The 21,558-nt window shown below is 50.9% G+C and carries 17 protein-coding genes; 1 reads left to right on the forward strand and 16 read right to left on the reverse strand.

Translation table 11 applies throughout. From position 1 onward, the window contains the following. Window positions 1–396 precede the first annotated feature (396 nt). The 4 genes from mukB to cmoM are packed head-to-tail and all read right to left on the reverse strand — an operon-like array spanning window position 397 to window position 7,658. A complete protein-coding gene (mukB, locus tag KWG64_RS06710; protein ID WP_218521336.1) occupies window positions 397–4,845 on the reverse strand; it encodes a chromosome partition protein MukB in 4,449 nt (1,482 codons plus the stop codon). Continuing rightward, window positions 4,842–5,573 carry a chromosome partition protein MukE gene (gene mukE, locus KWG64_RS06715; protein ID WP_195812788.1) on the reverse strand — a complete coding sequence of 244 codons (732 nt, stop codon included), beginning with the start codon at window positions 5,571–5,573 and terminating at the stop codon, window positions 4,842–4,844. The genes mukB and mukE overlap by 4 nt, the downstream gene beginning before the upstream one ends. Next, the gene (mukF, locus tag KWG64_RS06720) at window positions 5,554–6,876 is read right to left on the reverse strand and encodes a chromosome partition protein MukF (RefSeq protein WP_218521337.1); all 1,323 of its coding nucleotides are present in this window, start codon (window positions 6,874–6,876) and stop codon (window positions 5,554–5,556) included. Before mukF ends, mukE begins: the two co-directional genes overlap by 20 nt. Further along, window positions 6,873–7,658, reverse strand: coding sequence for a tRNA uridine 5-oxyacetic acid(34) methyltransferase CmoM (gene cmoM, locus KWG64_RS06725; RefSeq protein ID WP_152324156.1), 786 nt, complete (start codon window positions 7,656–7,658; stop codon window positions 6,873–6,875). The genes mukF and cmoM overlap by 4 nt, the downstream gene beginning before the upstream one ends. A 156-nt stretch (window positions 7,659–7,814) precedes the next feature. On the opposite strand from cmoM, the gene elyC reads away from it, so the two are divergent. Beyond that, on the forward strand, window positions 7,815–8,603 hold the full coding sequence (elyC, locus tag KWG64_RS06730) for an envelope biogenesis factor ElyC (RefSeq protein WP_218521338.1): 789 nt from the start codon (window positions 7,815–7,817) through the stop codon (window positions 8,601–8,603). Here elyC and KWG64_RS06735 read toward each other — a convergent pair. From KWG64_RS06735 to cmk, 12 genes are all read right to left on the reverse strand, one after another. Continuing rightward, window positions 8,596–9,489: a YcbJ family phosphotransferase gene (locus KWG64_RS06735; protein WP_195824986.1), complete on the reverse strand. Its 894-nt coding sequence runs from the start codon at window positions 9,487–9,489 to the stop codon at window positions 8,596–8,598. The genes elyC and KWG64_RS06735 overlap by 8 nt on opposite strands. Before the next feature lie 182 nt (window positions 9,490–9,671). Then, entirely contained in the window at window positions 9,672–10,430 is a 759-nt protein-coding gene (gene kdsB / locus KWG64_RS06740) for a 3-deoxy-manno-octulosonate cytidylyltransferase (RefSeq protein WP_152324159.1), read from the reverse strand. Next, complete coding sequence (locus KWG64_RS06745) at window positions 10,427–10,609, reverse strand: Trm112 family protein (protein WP_104921460.1); 183 nt, start codon at window positions 10,607–10,609, stop codon at window positions 10,427–10,429. The genes kdsB and KWG64_RS06745 overlap by 4 nt, the downstream gene beginning before the upstream one ends. A 378-nt stretch (window positions 10,610–10,987) precedes the next feature. Continuing rightward, window positions 10,988–12,211 (reverse strand): winged helix-turn-helix domain-containing protein, encoded by a 1,224-nt coding sequence (locus tag KWG64_RS06750; RefSeq protein WP_218521339.1) that lies wholly within the window; start codon window positions 12,209–12,211, stop codon window positions 10,988–10,990. A gap of 95 nt (window positions 12,212–12,306) precedes the next feature. Further along, complete coding sequence (locus KWG64_RS06755) at window positions 12,307–12,519, reverse strand: cold-shock protein (protein ID WP_104921458.1); 213 nt, start codon at window positions 12,517–12,519, stop codon at window positions 12,307–12,309. A gap of 250 nt (window positions 12,520–12,769) precedes the next feature. Beyond that, window positions 12,770–12,979 (reverse strand): cold shock domain-containing protein, encoded by a 210-nt coding sequence (locus KWG64_RS06760; protein ID WP_218521340.1) that lies wholly within the window; start codon window positions 12,977–12,979, stop codon window positions 12,770–12,772. A gap of 354 nt (window positions 12,980–13,333) precedes the next feature. Next, complete coding sequence (gene lpxK / locus KWG64_RS06765; RefSeq protein ID WP_218521341.1) at window positions 13,334–14,323, reverse strand: tetraacyldisaccharide 4'-kinase; 990 nt, start codon at window positions 14,321–14,323, stop codon at window positions 13,334–13,336. Next, window positions 14,320–16,068, reverse strand: coding sequence for a lipid A ABC transporter ATP-binding protein/permease MsbA (msbA, locus tag KWG64_RS06770; RefSeq protein WP_218521342.1), 1,749 nt, complete (start codon window positions 16,066–16,068; stop codon window positions 14,320–14,322). The genes lpxK and msbA overlap by 4 nt, the downstream gene beginning before the upstream one ends. Before the next feature lie 38 nt (window positions 16,069–16,106). Further along, window positions 16,107–18,380, reverse strand: coding sequence for a DNA internalization-related competence protein ComEC/Rec2 (locus tag KWG64_RS06775; RefSeq protein ID WP_255562105.1), 2,274 nt, complete (start codon window positions 18,378–18,380; stop codon window positions 16,107–16,109). 250 nt (window positions 18,381–18,630) lie between these two features. Then, a complete protein-coding gene (ihfB, locus tag KWG64_RS06780; protein ID WP_013574835.1) occupies window positions 18,631–18,915 on the reverse strand; it encodes an integration host factor subunit beta in 285 nt (94 codons plus the stop codon). 60 nt (window positions 18,916–18,975) lie between these two features. Next, complete coding sequence (gene rpsA, locus KWG64_RS06785; RefSeq protein ID WP_101076455.1) at window positions 18,976–20,652, reverse strand: 30S ribosomal protein S1; 1,677 nt, start codon at window positions 20,650–20,652, stop codon at window positions 18,976–18,978. Window positions 20,653–20,808: 156 nt separating this feature from the next. Further along, window positions 20,809–21,507, reverse strand: a complete 699-nt coding sequence (gene cmk / locus KWG64_RS06790) for a (d)CMP kinase (protein WP_195812796.1) — start codon at window positions 21,505–21,507, stop codon at window positions 20,809–20,811. Window positions 21,508–21,558: the final 51 nt, after the last annotated feature.

The following is a 21,558-nucleotide window of genomic DNA, read 5'->3' on the forward strand; positions in this document are numbered from 1 at the left end:
TCCCGATAAATTGCCCAATTTGATCCCCAAAATTAAGCCAGCAGCTCTTGGATTAAGTATATAAAGAGAATTCTTTTTTTGCGTAGGAACTCAATGCAATAGAGTCCGTATCTCACGTAAAGACTCTAAGCCAGCCGTCAGCCGAAATAAAGACTTCATTGTGTACTTTCCATTCTGCGGCAAAGCATTAGCTCACTATTCAGCCAGGTATTTGAAAATGTCTTAATTGTTATTTATGACTAAGACATATTCTTAAGAAAGTATCAGAGAAATGAATAAGTAATATTCTGAGAGTAAATCAATATTTAAGGAAAGAAGTATGAAGAAAATAAGGAGCCGAAAACAATAAAAAAACGCCCCGGTCAAATACCAGGGCGTCAGGACTTCAGAAACGGATCAGGAAACGTCGGCTTCTGTCGTTGCCAGTGCCGGAAGCTCCGGAGCAAAACCACGTAAACCCACTACATGCACGTGTTCGTTATTGCCGAACACTTTACGCACCAGTTTGTAAGTCGTGCCTTTTTCCGGGCTGATATTTTCTGGCGCCGCGATAATAAGCTGCATTTCCAACCGGTCGCAAAGCTCAAACAGCGTAGCGATAGATTTGGCATCCAGACGGGCCGCTTCGTCGAGGAACAGAAGACGACAAGGCGAAATATCTTTACCACGCATGCGGCTCGATTCATCTTCCCAACTCTGAACCACCATCACCAGAATCGACATACCTGTACCGATCGCTTCACCGGTAGACAGTGCGCCACTTTCTGCACGCAGCCAGCCATCAGAACCACGGTTAACTTCCACCTCCATTTCGAGGTAGTTACGGTAATCCAGCAGTTCTTCACCGATCGTTTGCGGCGTACGTTGCCCCATATCGATCTGCGGATTCAGGCGCTGATACAGTTTTGCCAGCGCTTCGGAGAAGGTCAGACGGTTGCTGCTGAACAAGTCCTGATGCTGTTCCTGTTGTTCAGAAAGTACATCCAGCAAACCGGCATGGGCTTCACGCACATTGACGTTCAGACGCACACTTTTGACCTGACCAAACGCCACGGCCTGCAGACCCTGGTTGAGCTGACGGATACGGTTTTGCTCACGCTGAATCGTCTTGCGAATAATATTCGCCACACTCTTCGAACTGATGGCCAGTTGTTGTTCACGCGCTGTCAGCTCTTCAGTCAGGCGTCCCAGCTCGATTTCCATCTGTTCGATGGCTTCCACCGGATCGTCTGTGCGGATAATATCCTGACGGATACGCTCGCGCAGATGCTGATAGACCGCAATGTAAAACTGAATTTTGCGCTCAGGACGTTTTGGATCTTCGGAAAGACGCAGCACATCGCGCAGATGTTCGTTGTCAGACACCGCCAGACGCAGCGCCCCGAGCGATTTATCCGACATAGAACGCAGTTCGTCGCCATCCATATAGGCCAGCTCGCGGCGGTGAAGACGGCGCTCAACGCCATTATCTTTCACCAGACGCATCACGGCGCACCATCCGGCTTTCGACGTCACCACCTGCTCACGGCTCTGATGGTAATCGCGTTCGAGCTTACGCAATTTCTTCTGCAAATTGTCCATCTCGGCTTCACAGAAAGTAATCTGTTTTTCGAGCTGGTTGCAGCGCGCACGGTTCGTACTGAGGGCAGTATGCAATTCATCGCGGCGCGTTTTGGCGCGCGCTTCGGCGTTCGGATCGGCCTGAACGCCAATATCCTGCAATTCCTGGCTCAGCTCTTTGAGCATGTCGCGTTTGGCATCAAACGAACTTTTCAGGGATGCCAGAACCTGACTGTATTGCGTCAGCTGGGTCTGATGCTGCCGCATCTGCTCACGGGCGCGGGTACGTTCAGCTTCCGCATGCTCGAGGCGTTGACGCAGTTTGTCATTCAGGTCACTGTTTTCATTGAGCATACCGGCAGAATCGGTGTAGCCGAAGTGAGCGCGACGCTGAACGACTTCGGTCAGGGCAAACGCCTGCTGTTTCGCCAGACGCTGTGCATGCTGAGCCTGCGCATAATCTTCTTTCAGCTGCTCGTGCTGTTCCGGGTCGCTTTGTAACACCGAGACCAGCGGTTCGAGTTTGCCCAGAGAAATTCCATGCTGCTGGATGAAACGGGCAGAATCCTGCGCTTCATCCATTTCTTCACGGATTTCTTCCACACGGTCGATCAGCGTTTCATCGCATAACAAACCAACACGCGGCTGCAATTTGTTCAGCATCGCGACGGCTTCTTTAGCCTGTTCGTATTGCTGACGTTGCTGCTGATTCTGGCTTTCGTGCGCATTCAGGGCACGCTCGAGCTCACCACGACGCCCGCTCAGTGTGCGGATTTCTGCTTCAGGATCGGCATCAAAAGCAACGGCCAGATGGCTGCCGATGAAACGGCTGAACGCCTGATGCGCGCGCTGGATTTTCTGGACGTCAAACGACAGTGTCGCGTAACGCTCGGATAATGTTTCACGTTCTTTATGCAGGGTTTCCAGGCGATTTTCACGCGCGGCACGACCAAACAGCGGCACCTGCGGGAAGTGGGAATAACGCCACTGGCGGTCGCCGGTTTTGACCAGCACCGCGCCCTGCATTTCTTCCACTTCAAAGACGTTATCGTCAAATGACTGCGGATCCCCTTCGATCAGATAGAGGTCTTCCGGACAATCGTCCAGCCCGTCGAGCTGATCGCGGATCAACGACAGATCAGGCACGACGATCGCGTGACGTGACGGGCCATACAGCGCGGAGAAATACGGCGCGTCGTCGATGGTGACGTCGTCATAAATCTCGGAGAGCAGTACGCCACCGAAACGTTCGGCCAGCGCAATCATGCGGGAATCTTCCGCACCGCTTGGCTGGCTCAGACGGGTGATCTGGCCTTCGATGCGGCGCTTACGTGCAGCGACTTCATCGCGTTCAACCGTCGTTTCACGTTCGGTTTCCAGCAACTGCTGCATGTATTCCGTCACCTGCTGGCTGTTTTCCAGCGGTTCCTTACTTTGCTCACTCAGCTGGCTCAGTGCTTCCTGAGCGGCCAGCCAGACCGGCGCACGGGCAGTCAGTTCACGGATACGCGACTGAACCTGCTCGAGTTCCTGACGCATTGCCATGCGGCGTTCACCGGCCTGTGAAACCACACCCTGCAACTCTTCAATCTGCACTTCCAGCTCGCGCTGCATTTCGTCCAGATCTTCCGGTTGCACATCCTGGCCGGTGCGTTTACAGAATTCCTGCAACTGACGCTCAGCGTCCTGCTGCTCACGAAGACGGCCTTCAAGCTCGGACAAACGCATGCGCAGCGGTTCGACGCGCTCCGCCTGATGCTGCTGAGAAGACCAGTCGCGTAATAATTCACGCGCGGTTTGCCAGGCCTGACTGCGGCTGACTTCACCGGCGATTTTCACCACCAGCTGATACGCAGTTTCAAACTGATTGTGCGCCGCTGATGCCACGCTCATTTTTTGTTCCAGCTGGAGCAGGATTTCTGTGGCTTCCTGCTCTTTGCTCTGGAATGTTTCCAGCCATTCTTCGCTGTTTTGGGTGCTCAGGTCAGGGATCTGGCACAGGTCGCGCGCACGTTCAATGGCCTGCAACGCCTGCTGGTATTGAATCGCACGGGTTTGCTGAACGTCCAGCGCCTGCTGGTAATCGGCAAGCTGGCTTTTCAGCTCATCGACTTCAAGCTCGGCGGCCTCGGCTCGCGCTTCATGTTCAGCATGCAGTTCGCTGGCTTCCGCCACGACTTCATTCTGTTCTTCCAGACGGTACGTCAGCTCTTCGAGATCACCTTCATAACGCTCGATTTTTTCCTGCTGACGCATCGCGGTCTGCACAAGACTGAGATGATCGCTGGCGGCCTGATAATCGGTTTCCAGATCACTTTGCGAACCGCTCTGCTCGGCCAGTTCACGCGCCATTTCGACATGACGGTATTGCTCGCCGGACAGCTGTTTCCGGCTGGTAAGCAAATCGTTACGCAAGACCAGCGCGCCATCGAGGTGAATACGACGTTCATTGGCGTGGCGCATATAGTCAGCCGCCACGTAAGATGTCGCTTCAGAAATCAGATGCTTGAACAGGTCACGGTCGGATTGCGTTACGCGAATAGCTTCAAGCGTCATGCGGTTTTCACGCAGCGCGGCTTCCATATCCTGGAAAGCCTTACGCACACCGCTGTTTTCCGGCAACAAGTAGTCGCGCAGGGAACGTGTGATGGCGCTGGAAATCCCCCCGTACAGCGAGGCTTCAATCAGACGATAGAACTTGCTCCGGTCAGATGCCGAACGTAAACGACGCGGGATGACACCCAGGTCGAACATCAGCGCATGGTAATCGGTGATCGAGTTGAACTGCTTAAACTGGACACCTTCCATGGCTTCGACGCGGTCTTTCAGCTCCTGCAAAGACAGCACACGAGCCTGGCGCTCTCCCACCGTTTCCGTCAGCATTTCCGTCGGATTAACCGCAACCGGCAAGCCCTGAATAGTAAACGGTTTAATGTCAACTTTGCGGTCACGGCCTGCAACCTGTTGCAAACGTACGCCAACCACAATGCGCTGGTGGCGCGAGTTAACGACATCCAGCACCGAGTAACACACGCCCGCACGCAATTTGCCGTGCAGACCTTTATCGCGGGAACCTGAGGTTGCGCCGGCTTCCGTAGTATTACGGAAGTGCAGCAGTGTCAGATCGGGGATCAGCGCCGTAACAAACGCGGCCATGGTAGTGGATTTACCCGCACCGTTACCGCCGGAAAGCGTGGTGACCAGTGAATCGAGGTCAAAAGTCCGGGCAAAGAACCCGTTCCAGTTAACCAGCGTCAGTGAGCGAAATTTACCGCGTTCAATCATTCCTGTTCATCCTCTGCGCTATCAGGTCCCTGATGCCCTGCCTGCAATTCGCCCTCTTCGCTTTCGTCATTCAGTGACAACGCACTGTCGACGGGCATCGCTTCGCCGTCACGGATCATCCGTAACTGTGCTTCACGGGCATCATCGCCGCTGCGAACATCCGCGCCAAAACGGAATACCGCTTCGGTGATACGGAATTTGCTGCTGTCGACACCCATGAAATACACCATGCCCAGACGGCGCAGACGGTTCAAAGAGGTACGGACTTTATCCTGTAATTTCTGGCGGTCTAAATCCGATCCGGTTGAGCGCTGATTGACATATTTCAGCAGCTTGTTTTCATCGGCCAGACTCAGCAGTTCATCATAGAGTTCCTGCTGGGTAAAAATCCCTTCGTGCGCAAGGCGTTCCGGGCTGAGATACAGATAGCAGAGAATTTTCCCGACCATCATGTCCAGCTCGGAAAGCACCGAACGGGGGATCAGCGTCGTCGAGCGCGGACGCAAATAGAAGAAACCTTCCGGTGCCCGGATTAGCTCTACGCTGTAGCGGCTGTAAAACAACTCCATTTCTTCCTGATAATCCATCAGGAAAGCGTGGTTATCGAGTTCATCGATGCCGATATGGCGGCCAGAACGCAGCTGGCTGTCGAGAGCAGGAAACACTGAATTTGCCAGTGCCTGCGCCAGCTTAGCTGGCATTATGTGTTCAATATTTGTCGATGACATGGGCCTGCACCTTGGCTCCGTAATCATTGATTGCCTGCCATTCGGCATGCAACCCTGAAAAATCTGCTTCAGCCACACCAAGGCGAACTGCCTGGTCGACCACAATTCGCGCGACATCAAAGTGTCGGGCACGCGGATACTGTTTGAGATATTCGCGCATTACCATGCCCAGATTGAGCGGCGTTTTCTGTTGTTGATAGACCTGTAATGCCTGTTCAATCAATGCCGCAAGCTGTTCGCGGATTTCGTTAAATTCTTCAAATTCCAGATCCGGCGGTAATTCACCAGTGACTTCCTCGCTGCGTAAGGCCAGTTCTTCATCACGCATATCCAGCAAGCGATCCGCATTGGCAAACGTCAGCGTCCAGGGCTGGTCAAAATAGTTCTGAACCGACTGGCGCAGACGCTGCGCAAATACGCGGTTTTTATCCATGTCGATAGCCGTACGGATAAATTTATGCACGTGGCGGTCGTAGCCAATCCACAGGTCAATCGCCTGCTGGCCCCAGCTGGTGATGCGGTCGAGTTTGTTCTGTAAATCGAAGACCAGTTTGTCGACGAAGCTCAGATCCATTTCCACCATCGTGGCATCCTGAATACGCAACAGGTGCGCCTGCAACAGGTCGCCCGCGGCTTCCAGCGTATCCTGCAATTCACGCAGCGTGCCCGAGGTTTCTGACAGGAGGATTTCACAGCTGGAAATGGCCGCACGCCAGTCTTTGTTGAGCAGCCCGGCGATATCATCTTTCACGCCCTGTTGCTGCTCATCCATAATCCGCTGGGTCATGTCGATGCTGTCAAAAATTTCAGCGACGGAATATTTCAGCGGTGCATAAACGTTGCGGTGCCAGTGGAAATCATCGCCACCCTCTTCGGCGGCATCGGCCGCACGTTTAAGCTCCTGCGCAACAATCGACAATTGCATAGACAATCGCAGGGTAGAAAATTCGCGCTGACGGATATAATAATCTGAAATACCGATGGCCAGCGGCGTCAGGCGATAAATGGCATTGCCATCCGCCAGTTCGCTGACAAAACGGTTGAGCAGACGCTGACGCACCATATCATTGATGGCGTTATTGGCACGCGCGGTGACCGTTTCGTTTGTCTGCTCGAAACCTTTACTGACGTGACGAAATGCGTCGACCAGCTCACCTTCACTCATTTCCCCATCAAGGCGCTCGCTGTTTAACGTGGCAATTGCTAGAAGAAAAGCCAGCCGCTCCGTTGGCAGCGAAATTGAGAAATCATTTTTCCGTGCCCAGGCGACCAGTTCGGGTACAGTCTGGGAAAATTCACTCATAATTCGTCCTTCAGAATGGGTTTGTGCGCCATCACATGGATGTAACGTCCCAAACTAACAAAAGGTTCCTGGCGGCAATAACGCTGTTCCAGCGCCAGAAGCTCGTCAAAATCCTGCTTATGTTGTTGTCTGTTTCGCAAATAATCGTGGAATACTCTAACACCGGTTTTGCCGCTTATCTGCATCCCAAGCTCTTCCAGCCACTGATAGACCTGCGCAGGTTCCAGCGGATGATCGGGCAACAGGGAGCTCTTTTTGATTTTTGGCACGCCGGCTTCAACATGACCGAAATTTCCCAGAATCATGTGCCGCATGACCAGACCGTGGATATTGTAAAACATCAGCGAGATTGCGCCACCCGGCACCAGGCAATCGGTCAGTGCAGCCAGCGCCTGCTGGGGTTCCGCAAGCCATTCAATGACCGCGTGAAACAATATCAGATCAACCGGCGCTTCCAAATGTTCAGCGATGTGCTGAGCGGGACAATGTACAAATTGCATGTTGTCGCTCACACCTTTTTCAATCGCCGCAGCCTGCGCGCGACGGATCATCTCACCGGAGAGATCGCACAACAAGACCTGATGTCCTAAAGCGGCCAGTTCGCAGGCCATTTGCCCTTCGCCACCGCCTGCATCAAGAATACGTAACGGCCGCTGCGGCAAAGTCTTCATCAACTCCTGCAGATCCTGACCCAGCACGGCCTGACGGATACGTCCTTTCGTTGTGCCGTAGATATTGCGCGAAAACTTTTCGGCCATATCGTCAAAATTACGATCCTGCATGAATTGAACCTTGTTCCTGAAAACGTTTTGCCGGGTTATCTCTGTGCGGTATCGCCGCGTGAGGTGCTATTTTGGCACAGGCTGGCATAGAATAAATCATCCTGACGCTGATTCACGCCCGGATGTCGTTTTTTCACCCAAAAGGACCGGTTTCTGATGCTATTTATCCTAAAAAAAACTGTCGGCGGCCTGTTATTGCCACTGCCTTTTATCCTGCTGATGATGGCGATCGCGCTGGTGTTGTTGTGGATGACCCGCTGGCAAAAAACCGGAAAAGTGTTTTTTTCACTGAGTTGGCTGCTGTTGCTCCTGCTGAGCCTCCAGCCGGTGGCTGACAATTTACTTCGCCCGGTGGAATCTGGCTATCCGACCTATCAGCCTAAGGCGCATCCGCCGGTACAATACGTTGTCGTTCTCGGTGGCGGCTATACCTATAACCCGGACTGGGCACCCAGCTCCAACTTGATCAGCAACAGCCTGCCCCGCGTCGCTGAAGGGATCCGAATTTATCGTGCAAATCCGGGATCGAAAATCGTGTTTACCGGCGCGCAGGCCATGACGAATCCGGTGAGCAGTGCGGCGGTTGCGGGGAAAGTCGCCGAGAGTTTAGGTGTGCCGGGGAGCGATATCATTTTGCTCGATAAGCCACGGGATACGCATCAGGAAGCACAGCAGGTCAAAATTCTGGCCGGTGATCAGCCTTTCGTGCTGGTAACTTCCGCCAATCATCTGCCCCGCGCACTGGTTTTCTTCAGGCAGGCAGGACTGAACCCAATCCCGGCTCCGGCCAATCAGCTGGCAATTGATTCCCCGCTTAACCCGTGGGAAAGAGCCCTTCCGCAGGCACTTTTTTTATCTCACAGTGAACGGGCGTGGTACGAAACGCTGGGGCGTATCTGGCAATGGATGACGTTGCCGTCATCCGAAACAAAGCCCGTCAGTTAAGCCACGGCAACAGTTGCTGTCGCGCATAGTCAAACTGGCGGCGATCGAGCTTACCGGTATGGATAAGGTGCGCGACGGATTCCCACAGTAAATAGAACCAACGACGCTCAAGGAAGGTGTCTGAGACGGGTGCTTTTTGCAAATAGCTGAACAGCAGTTGCTCGCTCATGCCCCTTTCCCAAAGACGGAATAAATCAAATTCACGCGGCGCCCATAAAACGGTGCCCGGATTAATCATCGCCAGAAGCTGATCGCTGCGCGGGTCTTTCAGCATACTGCGCAGGGAAAGATTGCCGTGAACCAGAACCGGCGTGTCATCGAATTCCCGGAACAAGGTCGGAATGCTGGATCGGGAACGGAAAAGCACCGTGCGATCTTCCGGCGTGAGTTCCGGAGCCTGTAAATTTGATAAGGTTGACCACAGCACTTCAACCCGTTGCGGATACCAGTTTTCCCAGCGGTTTTCCTGGGTGCTGTCGACTGAACCGACGCAACCGTGGCTGTCAATACGGTGCCATGCCAGCATCGCTTCAACAATTTGCTCCTGCAATATTTTCCAGCGTTCCGGCGTGCGGGTGGGTGCTTCTGCTGAGACGCCGCGCAGACGTTCAATCAGTAAAATTTCCTGATAGGGTTTTTGATGCGTCGTGACCATGCCGTAAACCGTCGGCACGCGCACTACGCCTTCTCTGGCCAGCATCGAGAGTTTGTAAGCTTCCTGCCCCGCGATGCCTTCGCAGACAAAACTTTTCGCCATCAGCGGCATTGCATAGCCCTGCTCATCATAAAGAGAGAAAAGATGGGCATAAGGTTGTTCACTGACGCATTCAAGGCGGGATAACCGCTCGCCCAAAACAATACTTAACTCGGCTTTTAGCTGTTCCATAACGTATTCGCAGTGACGAAAAGATTAACGTTTATGATGAAAGCTTCGACAGATGAATACCCCGTTTCAGATCAAACAAAAACCGGATAATTGCTTCAGGAGAGAGAGGATATTTCGGAAACTGGAAGGAACGTCAGATAAGAATGGACGGAATATGGCGCATTCCGTCCGCTAACCGTGGCTCAGGAATGCGAGTGGCCCAGAATCTTACGTACGCGTTCCAGATCTTCCGGAGTATCAACCCCTACTGAAGGAATGGCTTTCGCGACATCAACGTGGATTTTTTCACCATACCACAGCACCCGGAGTTGTTCGAGCAACTCAATGTGCTCCAGTTTGCTCGGTTCCCACTGTACGTACTGACGGATAAAACCGGCACGATAGGCATAGATACCGATATGGCGCAGGAAGACGTCGCCAATTGTGTCTTTAGAAACAGCGAAACGCTCACGTTCCCACGGTATGGCCGCGCGGGAGAAATACATGGCGTAACCATTGGCATCGCGAACCACTTTTACCGCATTCGGGTTGAAGGCTTCTTCGGCAGATTCAATCGGTACCGCCAGCGTTGCCATACCCGCAACGCTGTTGGCCAGATTTTCAGCGACCTGACGGACAATCACCGGCGGGATCAGCGGCTCATCACCCTGCACATTAACGATGATTTCATCATCTGCAAACTGACAAATTTGGATAACTTCCGCCAGACGTTCGGTACCAGACTGATGATCAGGGCTGGTCAGGCAAACTTCACCACCGGCGGCTTTCACTGCGGCCACAACTTCCGGATGGTCGGTCGCTACAATCACGCGTTTCGCACCGGATTCCAGCGCACGTTCCATGACGTGCACAACCATCGGTTTACCGTTAATGTCGGCCAAAGGCTTACCGGGCAGGCGGCTGGACCCAAAACGGGCCGGGATAATTGCAATAAAACTCATGGATGTGTCTCATCAACAGAAAGCGGGCGGGCTTCGTTTTCTAATAATACTGGGATGCCGTCCCGAACCGGATAAGCCAGACTGTCGGCTTTACACACTAATTCCTGCGCTTCTTTATTGAAGTACAGTTTCCCGTTACACACAGGGCACGCAACGATTTCAAGTAAACGATGGTCCATTAATTCCTCCCGGAGGCGAATACACCGCTTTTCAGCAGGGTGTCACGCAAAAATGCATTGGAAAACACAATACAACGGCTCCAGAGAATAGCATAACGCCCCCTCTCCGTTAATCCTCACGTCACCTTCTGTTACGGCCCAGAAAGTTAAATTAATGTGATAGAAAAATATCACTCATGAAGGATTGCGTTGCAGATTCCGTGGGAGTACAATTTTTTTTGTGATGCACATCACATTATAAACTTCAGATATGAGCACAAAATGAAAACCATTAACAAAATCATCGCAATGTTCGCTAACTTCAGCAACTAATGCTGAGTAACACCTGCAATCATCGTGAATAAACGGCTGCCTGATGCAGCCGTTTTACTTTCTAAATCAGACCCGCCAGCCCGAATTCCATAACATCGTTAACGCTTCTGGCCCTTTCGAAAACAATACGTCTTCTGCTCCCTGCCATGAAGCAAAGCGCGTAATTGCTCCGTGAATGTCCTGCGCACGCCGGGATGTCATCTTGACTTCAGGCTCGAGGTGCAGACTTTTCACCTCCAGAACCTTTTCCTTGCGGTGCATTTTGGCATCTATGCGCCCGACTAACTCGCCGCGCTGAAGGATCGGTAACGTGAAATACCCGTACTGACGCTTTGCTTCCGGCGTGTAGCATTCAATCCGGTAATCAAAATTAAAAAGAGTCGAGGCGCGCTTGCGATCCCACACAACCGGATCGAACGGTGAAAGCAGTGTCGTCACCGTTGAGCTGATTCGTGACTCACGCGCTTTTTGCAACAGGGGAAATTGTTGCTGGTGGACATAATAATTTCCCTCCAGCCCGCTGACTTCAACAGGCGTGATTTCTCCATTTTCCAGGAGTGTTTTAATCACTTTCCGGGTATCAACACGTTTAAGGCGATAATAATCTGTCAGCCATTCCGCTTTGAATATGCCCAGATACTGCGCCGAACGACACATCATTTGATATTCCGCCGCTTCCTGGCTAAGTGCCTGCGTCGCATCATCCCAGCCGGGCATGACGCGCTCTGCAAGATCGTACACGCGGTGAAAATTGCGCCGCTCGGACACCATCAGCTTTCCGGAAGTAAACAGCGTTTCCAGATGTTTTTTGTGCGGTTTCCAGTCCCACCAGCCGCTGTTTGGTTTTTTCTCCGCACTGAAATCCGCAGAACGCACCGGACCTTTTTCTGCAATATGACTCAGCAGTTCATGAATATCAGCGCGATGTTCATCAAACCAGTCCTGAGAAAATTTCCATCCCATGCCCTGCGGGTTCAGCATCTTGTGCCGCAATAACCCATAATCCTCGCGAGGGATAAAACAGGCTTCGTGCGCCCAGTATTCAAAAATTTTCCCCTCAGATAACGCATCTTCCAGCCATTGTGGGGAATAATTTCCGAGGCGGCTGAACAATACGAGGTAAGGGCTTCTGGCAACCACGCTGATCGTATCGATTTGCAGCAATCCCATATTCTGAATGGAATCGACAACATCACCGGCAGACGGTTTTCGGGTCAAAGGTTTAAGAAGATTTTGTGCAGATAAATGCAGGATGCGGGCCGAACTGAGAGATATAACCGGGTGAGACATATCGGTATCCGTGGCAGCGATAAACTGTGGATACCGATAACATATTTTTACCGGAGCGTAAAATTCAGCTCAACGGCGCATTACAAAAACCAGACTTAGAACGCGATAACATCAGCCGCTGAAGGACCATGTGCTACGCTGCGGTAAGTGGTGAACTCTACGCGCTGACCGGCACTCAGTGATTTATTACCGGTATTGGCAATTGAGGTACGCTGAACATAAATCTCAGAAGAACCATCCAGAGGGCAAATAAAACCGTAGCCTTTAGCCTGGTTGTACCATTTAACTAAACCCATTTTTAACATCATAATTTCTATCCTTTCTTTTGGGCATCCATGAACACACTTTTTTATTATTGTTCGGATGCGTTTGCCCATATCTAAGTTATTTTTTTATAAAAAACCTCTAATGAGCGAATTTGTTTAACGATTATTTTTACTGCGAACTTCTTTAAAGCTAATTTCATTTCGGGCACTAAAAACCCGCCGTTGGGCGGGTTTTACTCTGCTGATATGAAAGACAATTCGAGTTGTTTCATATCATCACGTTATTCTCTGATTACAGAGCGATAACGTTAGCAGCAGCCGGACCACGCGGGCTGTCCTGAATGGTGTATTCTACACGCTGGCCTTCAGCCAGAGTTTTGAAACCATCCGTTGCGATTGCGGAGAAATGTACAAAGACATCTTTGCCGCCATCAGTTTGCTCAATAAAACCAAAACCTTTGCTTTCATTGAACCACTTAACCTGACCCATTTTCTTAGACATATTTAAAACCTTTTAACTTTTACTCAATAAGATCCTGCCATTCGGCAATGTTGGCCAATAGTTCAGACAATTACTTATGGGAGGGACTTAGAAGGTTCGTCTTGGAAGCGGAATCATCGGGAAAGAGATAACGTCTGGGAGGAACTGCTTTACTCTACACTCATACATAAATAGCGCTGTAACACAGGCTGCACGCATTTACTCATAACCTGCAAACAATAGCAAGTCACCGTACACAATAATTTTAAGGGGAAATAATATTTACGCAAATAAGCCTTTAAAATCAGTCGTATTGAAATTATAAATTTACGTAAATTTCGAATATTTGAAGTGGATTTCGAAGATTCAGCCAGCTTAAAGATGGGTTTTCAAAATAAGATCAGCTATTTTTTGCAATAATTTCTCAGCCTGTAAACCCTGAATTTTTGCTTCGACGGGCAAATACCACCAGTCCGGCTGAGCAAAAGATCGGCACTTTACGGCATCTTTTTCCGTCATCAGAAGCTGCTGACCGGGATGTACCGTAGCGGAAATCTGTTCAGGGGAGTACGCCTGATGATCGGCGAAAGCAATTTCCTTTTGCAAATCGACACCCAGTTGTTTGAGTGTCGCAAAAAAGCGCGGCGGATGACCGATTCCGGCCATCGCCACCACATTCTTCAGCATCGCTGCATCGCGCTGTTCACCCGTCACCAGATTCACAGCTTTGCCCGGCTGTAAAACCATAGCCAGCTCACCGGCAAGCGCGGTGCCACCGTTGGTAATCACCGCATCAACAGAACGCAGACGCGCCTGACGTTCGCGCATCGGTCCGGCAGGCAACCAGTGGCCGTTGCCAAAGCGCCTTACACCATCAACTACCACAATTTCAACATCACGCTGAAGCGCGTAATGTTGAAGGCCATCATCCGTGATAATGACGTCCAGCTCATGCGCGGCCAGCAATGCTTTAACGGCATCAGAACGAACCGGGGACACCGCAACGGGCGCTCCGGTTCTCTGGAAGATCAATACGGGCTCATCACCCGCCTGAGCCGCCTTTGTATCTGCTGTTAATACCAGCGGATAGCTTTCGGCCTTACCGCCGTAACCGCGAGAAACTACGCCCACGCGCAAACCATGCTGCTGTAGCGTTTCGACCAGCCAGATAACCACCGGCGTTTTACCATTGCCCCCGGCAGTGAGGTTCCCCACTACCACGACGGGCACTGGCGCCCGCCAGCTTTTTTTAAGCCCTGATTTATAGCTGTAACGGATTAAATTCGAGATTAACCCGTACAGCCAGGACAAAGGCAACAGCAACAGATAGAGCGGTGATTTACCTGACCAGATACGCTCAATCATTGGCCAAACTGCATCCGGTAGAGCTGCGAATAAACACCACGTTCTTCCAGCAATGCGGTGTGGGAGCCACGTTCCACAATGCAACCATCTTCAATCACCAGAATCTCATCGGCTTTTTCGATGGTCGACAGACGGTGTGCAATCACCAGAGAAGTACGGTTTTTCTGCAGTTCATCCAGAGCGGCCTGAATTGCACGTTCTGATTCGGTATCCAGTGCAGAAGTCGCTTCATCGAGGATCAGGATCGGCGAATCACGTAACAAAGCACGCGCAATCGCGATGCGCTGGCGCTGGCCACCAGAAAGCAGGACACCATTCTCGCCAATCACCGTGTCCAGACCTTTATCCATCTTACCGATGAAATCCATCGCATAAGCCATTGTTGCGGCTTTCTCGATTTCCTTACGGGAATACAGATCGGTGCGGGCATACGCGATGTTGTTGGCAATCGTGTCGTTAAACAAATGAACATTCTGCGATACGAGTGCAACCTGATCGCGCAATGATGACAGGGTATACTCACGCAGGTCATGACCATCCATCAGGATTTTACCTTCCTGGATGTCATAGAAACGTGTCAGCAGGTTGGCAATAGTCGATTTACCGGATCCGGAACGCCCCACCAGCGCAACAGTTTTCCCTTCTGGCAGAGCGAAAGAAATATCGCGCAGCGCAGGGACATCGCGGCCAGGGTATGTGAAGGTGACATTCTTGAATTCAACTTCGCCTTTAACGCGCTTAACTTCCAGTTTACCTTCGTCTTTTTCTTGCTCCATATCCAGAATAGAGAACAGCGTCTGGCAAGCTGCCATACCGCGCTGGAACTGGGAGTTGACGTTCGTCAGGGACTTCAGCGGGCGCATCAGCGCAATCATCGAGGAGAAGACCACGGTGATCGTACCGGCGCTGAGTGTTTCCATCACAGACGGGAAGCTTGCCGCATACAGCACGAAAGCCAGTGCCAGAGAGGCGATCAGCTGAATAATCGGGTCAGAAATCGATGAAGCAGAAACCATACGCATACCTTGCTGACGCATACGGTTACTGACTTTATCAAAACGCTCAGTTTCAACTTTCTGGCCACCAAAGATCAGAACTTCTTTGTGCCCTTTCAGCATCTGCTCTGCGCTGGTCGTCACTTGTCCCATCGTATTTTGCATCGATTTACTGATGTTACGGAAACGTTTAGACACTACGCGGATAACAACTGAAACGATCGGAGCTATGACCAGCAAGATCACCGAAAGCTGCCAGCTGTAGTAAAACATCATGATAAACAGGCCAATGATTGAGGCCCCTTCGCGCACCACGGTGACCAGAGCGCTGGAAGACGATGAAGCCACCTGCTCAGAGTCATAGGTAATACGGGAAAGCAAGGTGCCAGTGGATTGCTGGTCAAAGAATGCGACCGGCATTCTCATCATGTGACCAAACAGGCGGCGGCGCATATGCATAACCACTTTGCCCGATACCCAGGAAATGCAGTAGCTCGAAATGTACCCGCTCACGCCGCGAACAATCATCAGACCGATAACGACCAGTGGCATCCAGAGTAAAATTGAGCGGTCTGCTTTTCCGAATCCGTCATCTAAAAGCGGTTTCAGCAAAGACAGCATGAAGGTATCACTGGCGGCGTTGGCTACCAGCGCAATAGCCGCAGCAATCAGCCCGGCTTTAAAAGGTGTGATCATCGGCCATAGGCGACGGAATGTCTGCCACGTGGAGAGATCTTTATCGTTCATCATGCAATATCAACCAGCATCGAAAGAAATAGCGGCCTATTCTACTCATTATCTACTGATACTCCAAACCGCCGGTGGTACCAACGTGGGTTTAATTGCTCACGTAAGCCTTTAATTGCCCAATAATCACCATAAATGAACAGGCTCAGTTGACCGGAATCCGAAGTGGAGTGCCAGTCATAGCGGGCTTTGTTGTATCTGCTAACAACTTTATGCGCAGGCAGATGCCATTTATTGAAACGTGCGGCCGATGCCAGCGCCGATTCCGGCGAAACAGCGCGCAAAAAAGGCGGTGAAGACGACGTATTACTGCCGTGATGAGGAACCTGAAGTACGGTAGAGTGCAATTCACCCCGCCATTTCCTGATCAAGGCCTTTTCCGTACTGGCTTCAATATCACCGGTCAGCAGAAGGCTGAATGAGCCATCATCAATGCGGATGACGCAACTGTCATCATTTCGGGCATCCGCAACTTTTGCCTCCGGCCATAAGACGTTGAATTTCAGCCCGTGCCATTGCCAGTGTTCACCGGCCACACACGCCAGATGCCCCTCTGACATGGAACTCTCCCGTAAACTTGCCTGAGGATATCGCGATTGCAGTAATGGCAGGCCACCACGATGATCCATGTCGTTGTGGCTGATAATTATCTGTTCTAATTCGATATTGCGCCAATTTAAAAACGGTAAAATATTCTGTTCAGCCGCTGACCCACCTTCCCATTTATTCCCCGTATCATAGAGAATGCCTTTCCCATTCCGGCTGATGAGTACCGATAAACCATGCCCGACATCCAGCATATCAACACGCCAGCGCTCAGCAGGGATCCGCGCGTACCATACTACTGATAGCGTGCAAAACGAGACCAGTATTGAAAGCCATTGTTTCACGTGCCCGATACGGCAAAAAATAATAGCCAGCCAGCCCAACAGACTAATAAAAAGACAGTTTTCCCCGAGCGCAAACCAGCTGCCAGTGAAAGGTCTTACGCCCCACATTGCCAGACTCAATGTGTAATCTGCGCCTTGCCAGAGTAAAGTCTGGACCTCCGTCAGCAAGCCGGCCGGGAATACGTTCAGAAGAAGGACGACCAGAATACAGGGAACCGTGAGTAGTGATACCACCGGTACAGCCCACATATTTGCCAGGAATGAGGCGACATTGATCCCATGGAAAATGCCTGTTTGCAGGGGCAACAAAAGCAGGGTCACTCCGGCCTGTAAATGCCCCCAACGAATGACACACCAGTACCAGTGCTTCTGAAACTTCGCTGGTAATGGCATCCATTGATACCAGAAAACCAGAGAAGCGACGGCAAAACACGATAACCAAAAACTGTCTGACAATAAATTCATCGGATCAGTTATCAGCAAAAGCGCCACGCCCCATAACCAGACCTGCCAGGGATGACAGCGAACCCGAAAGTAACGCAGCAGGATCCATAATGAAAATGCTATCGCTGTCCGCAGAGCAGGCGCATTACAACCCGCAAGCCACGTGTAAATCAGCAGGAAAATCTCACTGACTACCAGCGGAAAACGATAATCGATTAATCTGACAGGCATAAACCACTGACACATCCTCGCCAGCCACCCACCAAACAATGCGGCAATCCCGATGTGCAGGCCGGAAATGGCAACCAGATGCGCAATCCCGGTACGCTGTAACACCAACATTTCTGGTTTTTGAATCAGCCCTTTCTCACCAAATGCCAATGCAATCAGCACCGGCGCATTCGTAAGTTCTGGCATCTTCTGCATGACACGTTGGATAAATTGCTGACGCCAGCCAGCCTCCGTATCCAGAGGCTCTCCGCTGTAGATTGTGCCGGTCAGCGGCGCATGTTGCGACAACGCCCAGCGCTGTGCATCAAAGCCACCTTCATTGAGCAGGCTATGAACCGGACGCAGGCTGACAAGCATTTTCCATCGTTGCCCGGCCAACAGAGTCACGCGCCCCCCTTCCCATTTAGCCCGGAATAAGACGGGAGGAAAAACGCGTTTACCATCCTCTCTTTCTATCTTAAAGAAGACGGAAGCCCCTTCCGTTCCGAGATTCACCGTTTGCACCTCGGTAATCACTTCACGCTTAACGCCCTGAAGGGATGAAATCTGTTGCAGCTGAATTTGCCCCTGATACGCAGCCCAACAGAAACTCAGTAATGTGATGGCAATCAGTCTGAACAGTTTTCGTTCACTCACGAACAGCAGACAAACTATCAGAAATAAGGAAAAAAGCTGGGCAGCCGTGGGAATTATAGCGAGAAAAATCAACGGCACCATGCCGGTGATAATGGCAACTGCGACCTCATCCATTGAGATTTTGATGTTTTTACCCTCAGCGTTAAACGGCCTTAAAGTGAGATCAACGTCCGGGGTGGAGTATGGTTTTTGAGCGGAAAAGGGACAAGTATCAGAAGAAATCGATGCGAGGCATTACGCAAATAATCAGCAGAATTGAGAAAACGAAAACAGTCTTCAGGTCGAAAATTGCAAAAAAAACGGCACCTTAAAGGTACCGTTTTGCATTCGCTATAGGCAGTCATTTATGTTTCAGGAATAAACCTTAGCCATAAATGTTCGCGCGATCACGCAACTCTTTACCTGGCTTAAAGTGAGGAACGTACTTGCCGTCCAGCTCAACTTTATCGCCCGTTTTAGGGTTACGCCCCACACGCGGAGCACGGTAGTGAAGAGAAAAACTGCCAAACCCACGGATTTCGATGCGTTCACCATCAGCCAAGGTTGCAGCCATATGCTCAAGCATCTCTTTCACTGCATCCTCAACAGCTTTCGCCGGGATATGAGAGTGCTGGCCAGCAAGTCTTTCAATAAGTTCAGACTTGGTCATAGTACCTCCAAGCTTTGCAGCTAAACTACCGTTTCGGGGCGACAGAGCCGCCCCCCGTCATTACTCGCCTTTTGCCGCTTTGAATGCTTCAGCCATAGCGTTAGAGAAGTTGCTTTCTTCTGCTGGTTTGTTGTTAACAACAGCGATTGCATCTTTCTCGTCTGCTTCGTCCTTAGCACGGACGGACAGGCTTACTACACGGTTCTTACGGTCAACACCGGTGAATTTAGCTTCAACTTCATCACCAACGCTCAGAACCAGAGTTGCATCTTCAATACGGTCGCGAGAAGCTTCTGAAGCGCGCAGGTAACCTTCTACGCCGCCAGCTAATTCAACTGTAGCACCTTTGGCGTCAACTGCTGTGACTTTACCAGTAACAATAGTACCTTTCTTGTTAACAGACAGGTAGTTATTGAATGGATCTTCAGCCAGTTGTTTCACGCCCAGGGAGATGCGTTCACGTTCTGCGTCAACTTGCAGGACCACAGCTGCGATTTCGTCGCCTTTCTTATATTCACGAACTGCTTCTTCGCCTGCAACGTTCCAGGAGATGTCAGACAGGTGAACCAGGCCGTCGATGCCGCCGTCCAGACCGATGAAGATACCGAAGTCAGTGATTGACTTGATTTTACCTTCAACACGGTCGTTCTTGTTGTGGGTTTCTGCAAATTGCTGCCATGGGTTGTTTTTGCATTGTTTCAGGCCCAGGGAGATACGACGACGTTCTTCGTCGATATCCAGAACCATAACTTCAACAACATCACCCACGTTAACAACTTTAGATGGGTGGATGTTTTTGTTAGTCCAATCCATTTCAGAAACGTGAACCAGACCTTCAACGCCTTCTTCGATTTCTACGAAGCAGCCGTAATCAGTCAGGTTGGTAACGCGACCAGTCAGTTTAGTACCTTCTGGGTAACGTTTAGCGATAGCGACCCAAGGATCTTCGCCCAGTTGTTTCAGACCCAGTGACACACGGGTACGTTCACGGTCAAATTTAAGAACTTTAACAGTGATTTCATCGCCAACATTGACGATTTCGCTTGGGTGTTTAACACGTTTCCAAGCCATGTCAGTGATGTGCAGCAGGCCGTCAACGCCGCCCAGATCAACGAATGCACCGTAGTCAGTGAGGTTCTTAACGATACCTTTAACTTCCATGCCTTCCTGCAGGTTTTCCAGCAGCTGATCGCGCTCTGCGCTGTTCTCAGACTCAATTACTGCACGACGGGAAACAACAACGTTGTTGCGTTTCTGGTCCAGTTTGATGACTTTGAACTCAAGATCTTTGCCTTCGAGATGCAGCGTGTCGCGAACAGGACGAACGTCTACCAGTGAACCTGGCAGGAACGCACGAATACCGTTCAGCTCAACGGTGAAGCCGCCTTTAACTTTACCGTTGATAACACCGGTAACAGTTGCAGATTCTTCGTAAGCTTTTTCCAGCGTGATCCAAGCTTCATGACGTTTAGCTTTTTCACGGGACAGCAGAGTTTCACCGAAGCCGTCTTCAACAGCGTCCAGCGCAACATCAACTTCGTCGCCAACCTGGATTTCCAGTTCGCCCTGTGCGTTTTTGAATTGTTCTGCCGGGATTGCAGACTCAGATTTCAGACCGGCGTCAACCAGTACGATATCTTTGTCGATAGACACAACAACACCACGAACGATGGAACCAGGACGGGTTTCGATTGTTTTTAAGGATTCTTCAAAGAGTTGAGCAAAAGATTCAGTCATGTTGATAATCTTTAGGTTCTTAAGTTTAACGTCCATCTGGCTTCCTGCTGGATGGGGTTGTTTCAAATGCCCCGCTACAGATCCTTGCGGCGAGGTTAAAAAAAACTATAGCCAAAACTGGCACTGAATATTCTTCAGCACCAGATTACGGCTCGATTACCGGGTTTGTTTTTGCGGCAATCCTAGAATTTCTGTGGCATAAGCCAGTGCTTTTTCGATGACTTCCTCGATGGACATGCTGGTTGAATCCAGCAATAACGCATCGGGAGCAGCCACTAAGGGCGCGATAGGCCTGTTACGATCACGGTCATCACGTTCTTTGATCTCGGCTAAAAGCCGTTCAAAGTTAACACTAAAGCCTTTTTCCTGCAACTGTAGCATTCTTCTGTTTGCACGTTCCTCTGAACTCGCGTCCAGAAAGATCTTCACAGGCGCGTCAGGGAAAACCACGGTGCCCATATCACGACCGTCGGCAATCAGGCCCGGCGTTTCACGGAATGCACGCTGACGACGCAACAATGCTTCACGAACACGGGGGAAAGCCGCAGCCTGTGAGGCCGTATTCCCAACCGTCTCGGTGCGGATTTCATTGCTGACATCCTCACCTTCTAAAATCACTTGTAACTGCCCATCCTGAGCGACAAAACGAACGTCGAGATGTGCGGCCAGCGGAACTAACGCCTCTTCTGAGACAATATCAACCTGGTGATGTAAAGCCGCCAGCGCTAAAACGCGGTAAATGGCGCCGGAATCCAGTAAGTGCCAGTTAAAGGCTTCGGCCAAAGCTTTACACAAAGTACCTTTACCTGCACCACTTGGCCCATCAACGGTGATTACCGGGGCTAAAGCCGTCATTTTTGTCTCCTTTCGGTGGGGAATACCCGCTTCATTAGCCTCAGACGACTA

Origin of the sequence: Rahnella sp. PD12R, from assembly GCF_019200965.1 — a bacterium.
GTDB classification, from domain to species: Bacteria; Pseudomonadota; Gammaproteobacteria; order Enterobacterales; family Enterobacteriaceae; genus Rahnella; species Rahnella laticis.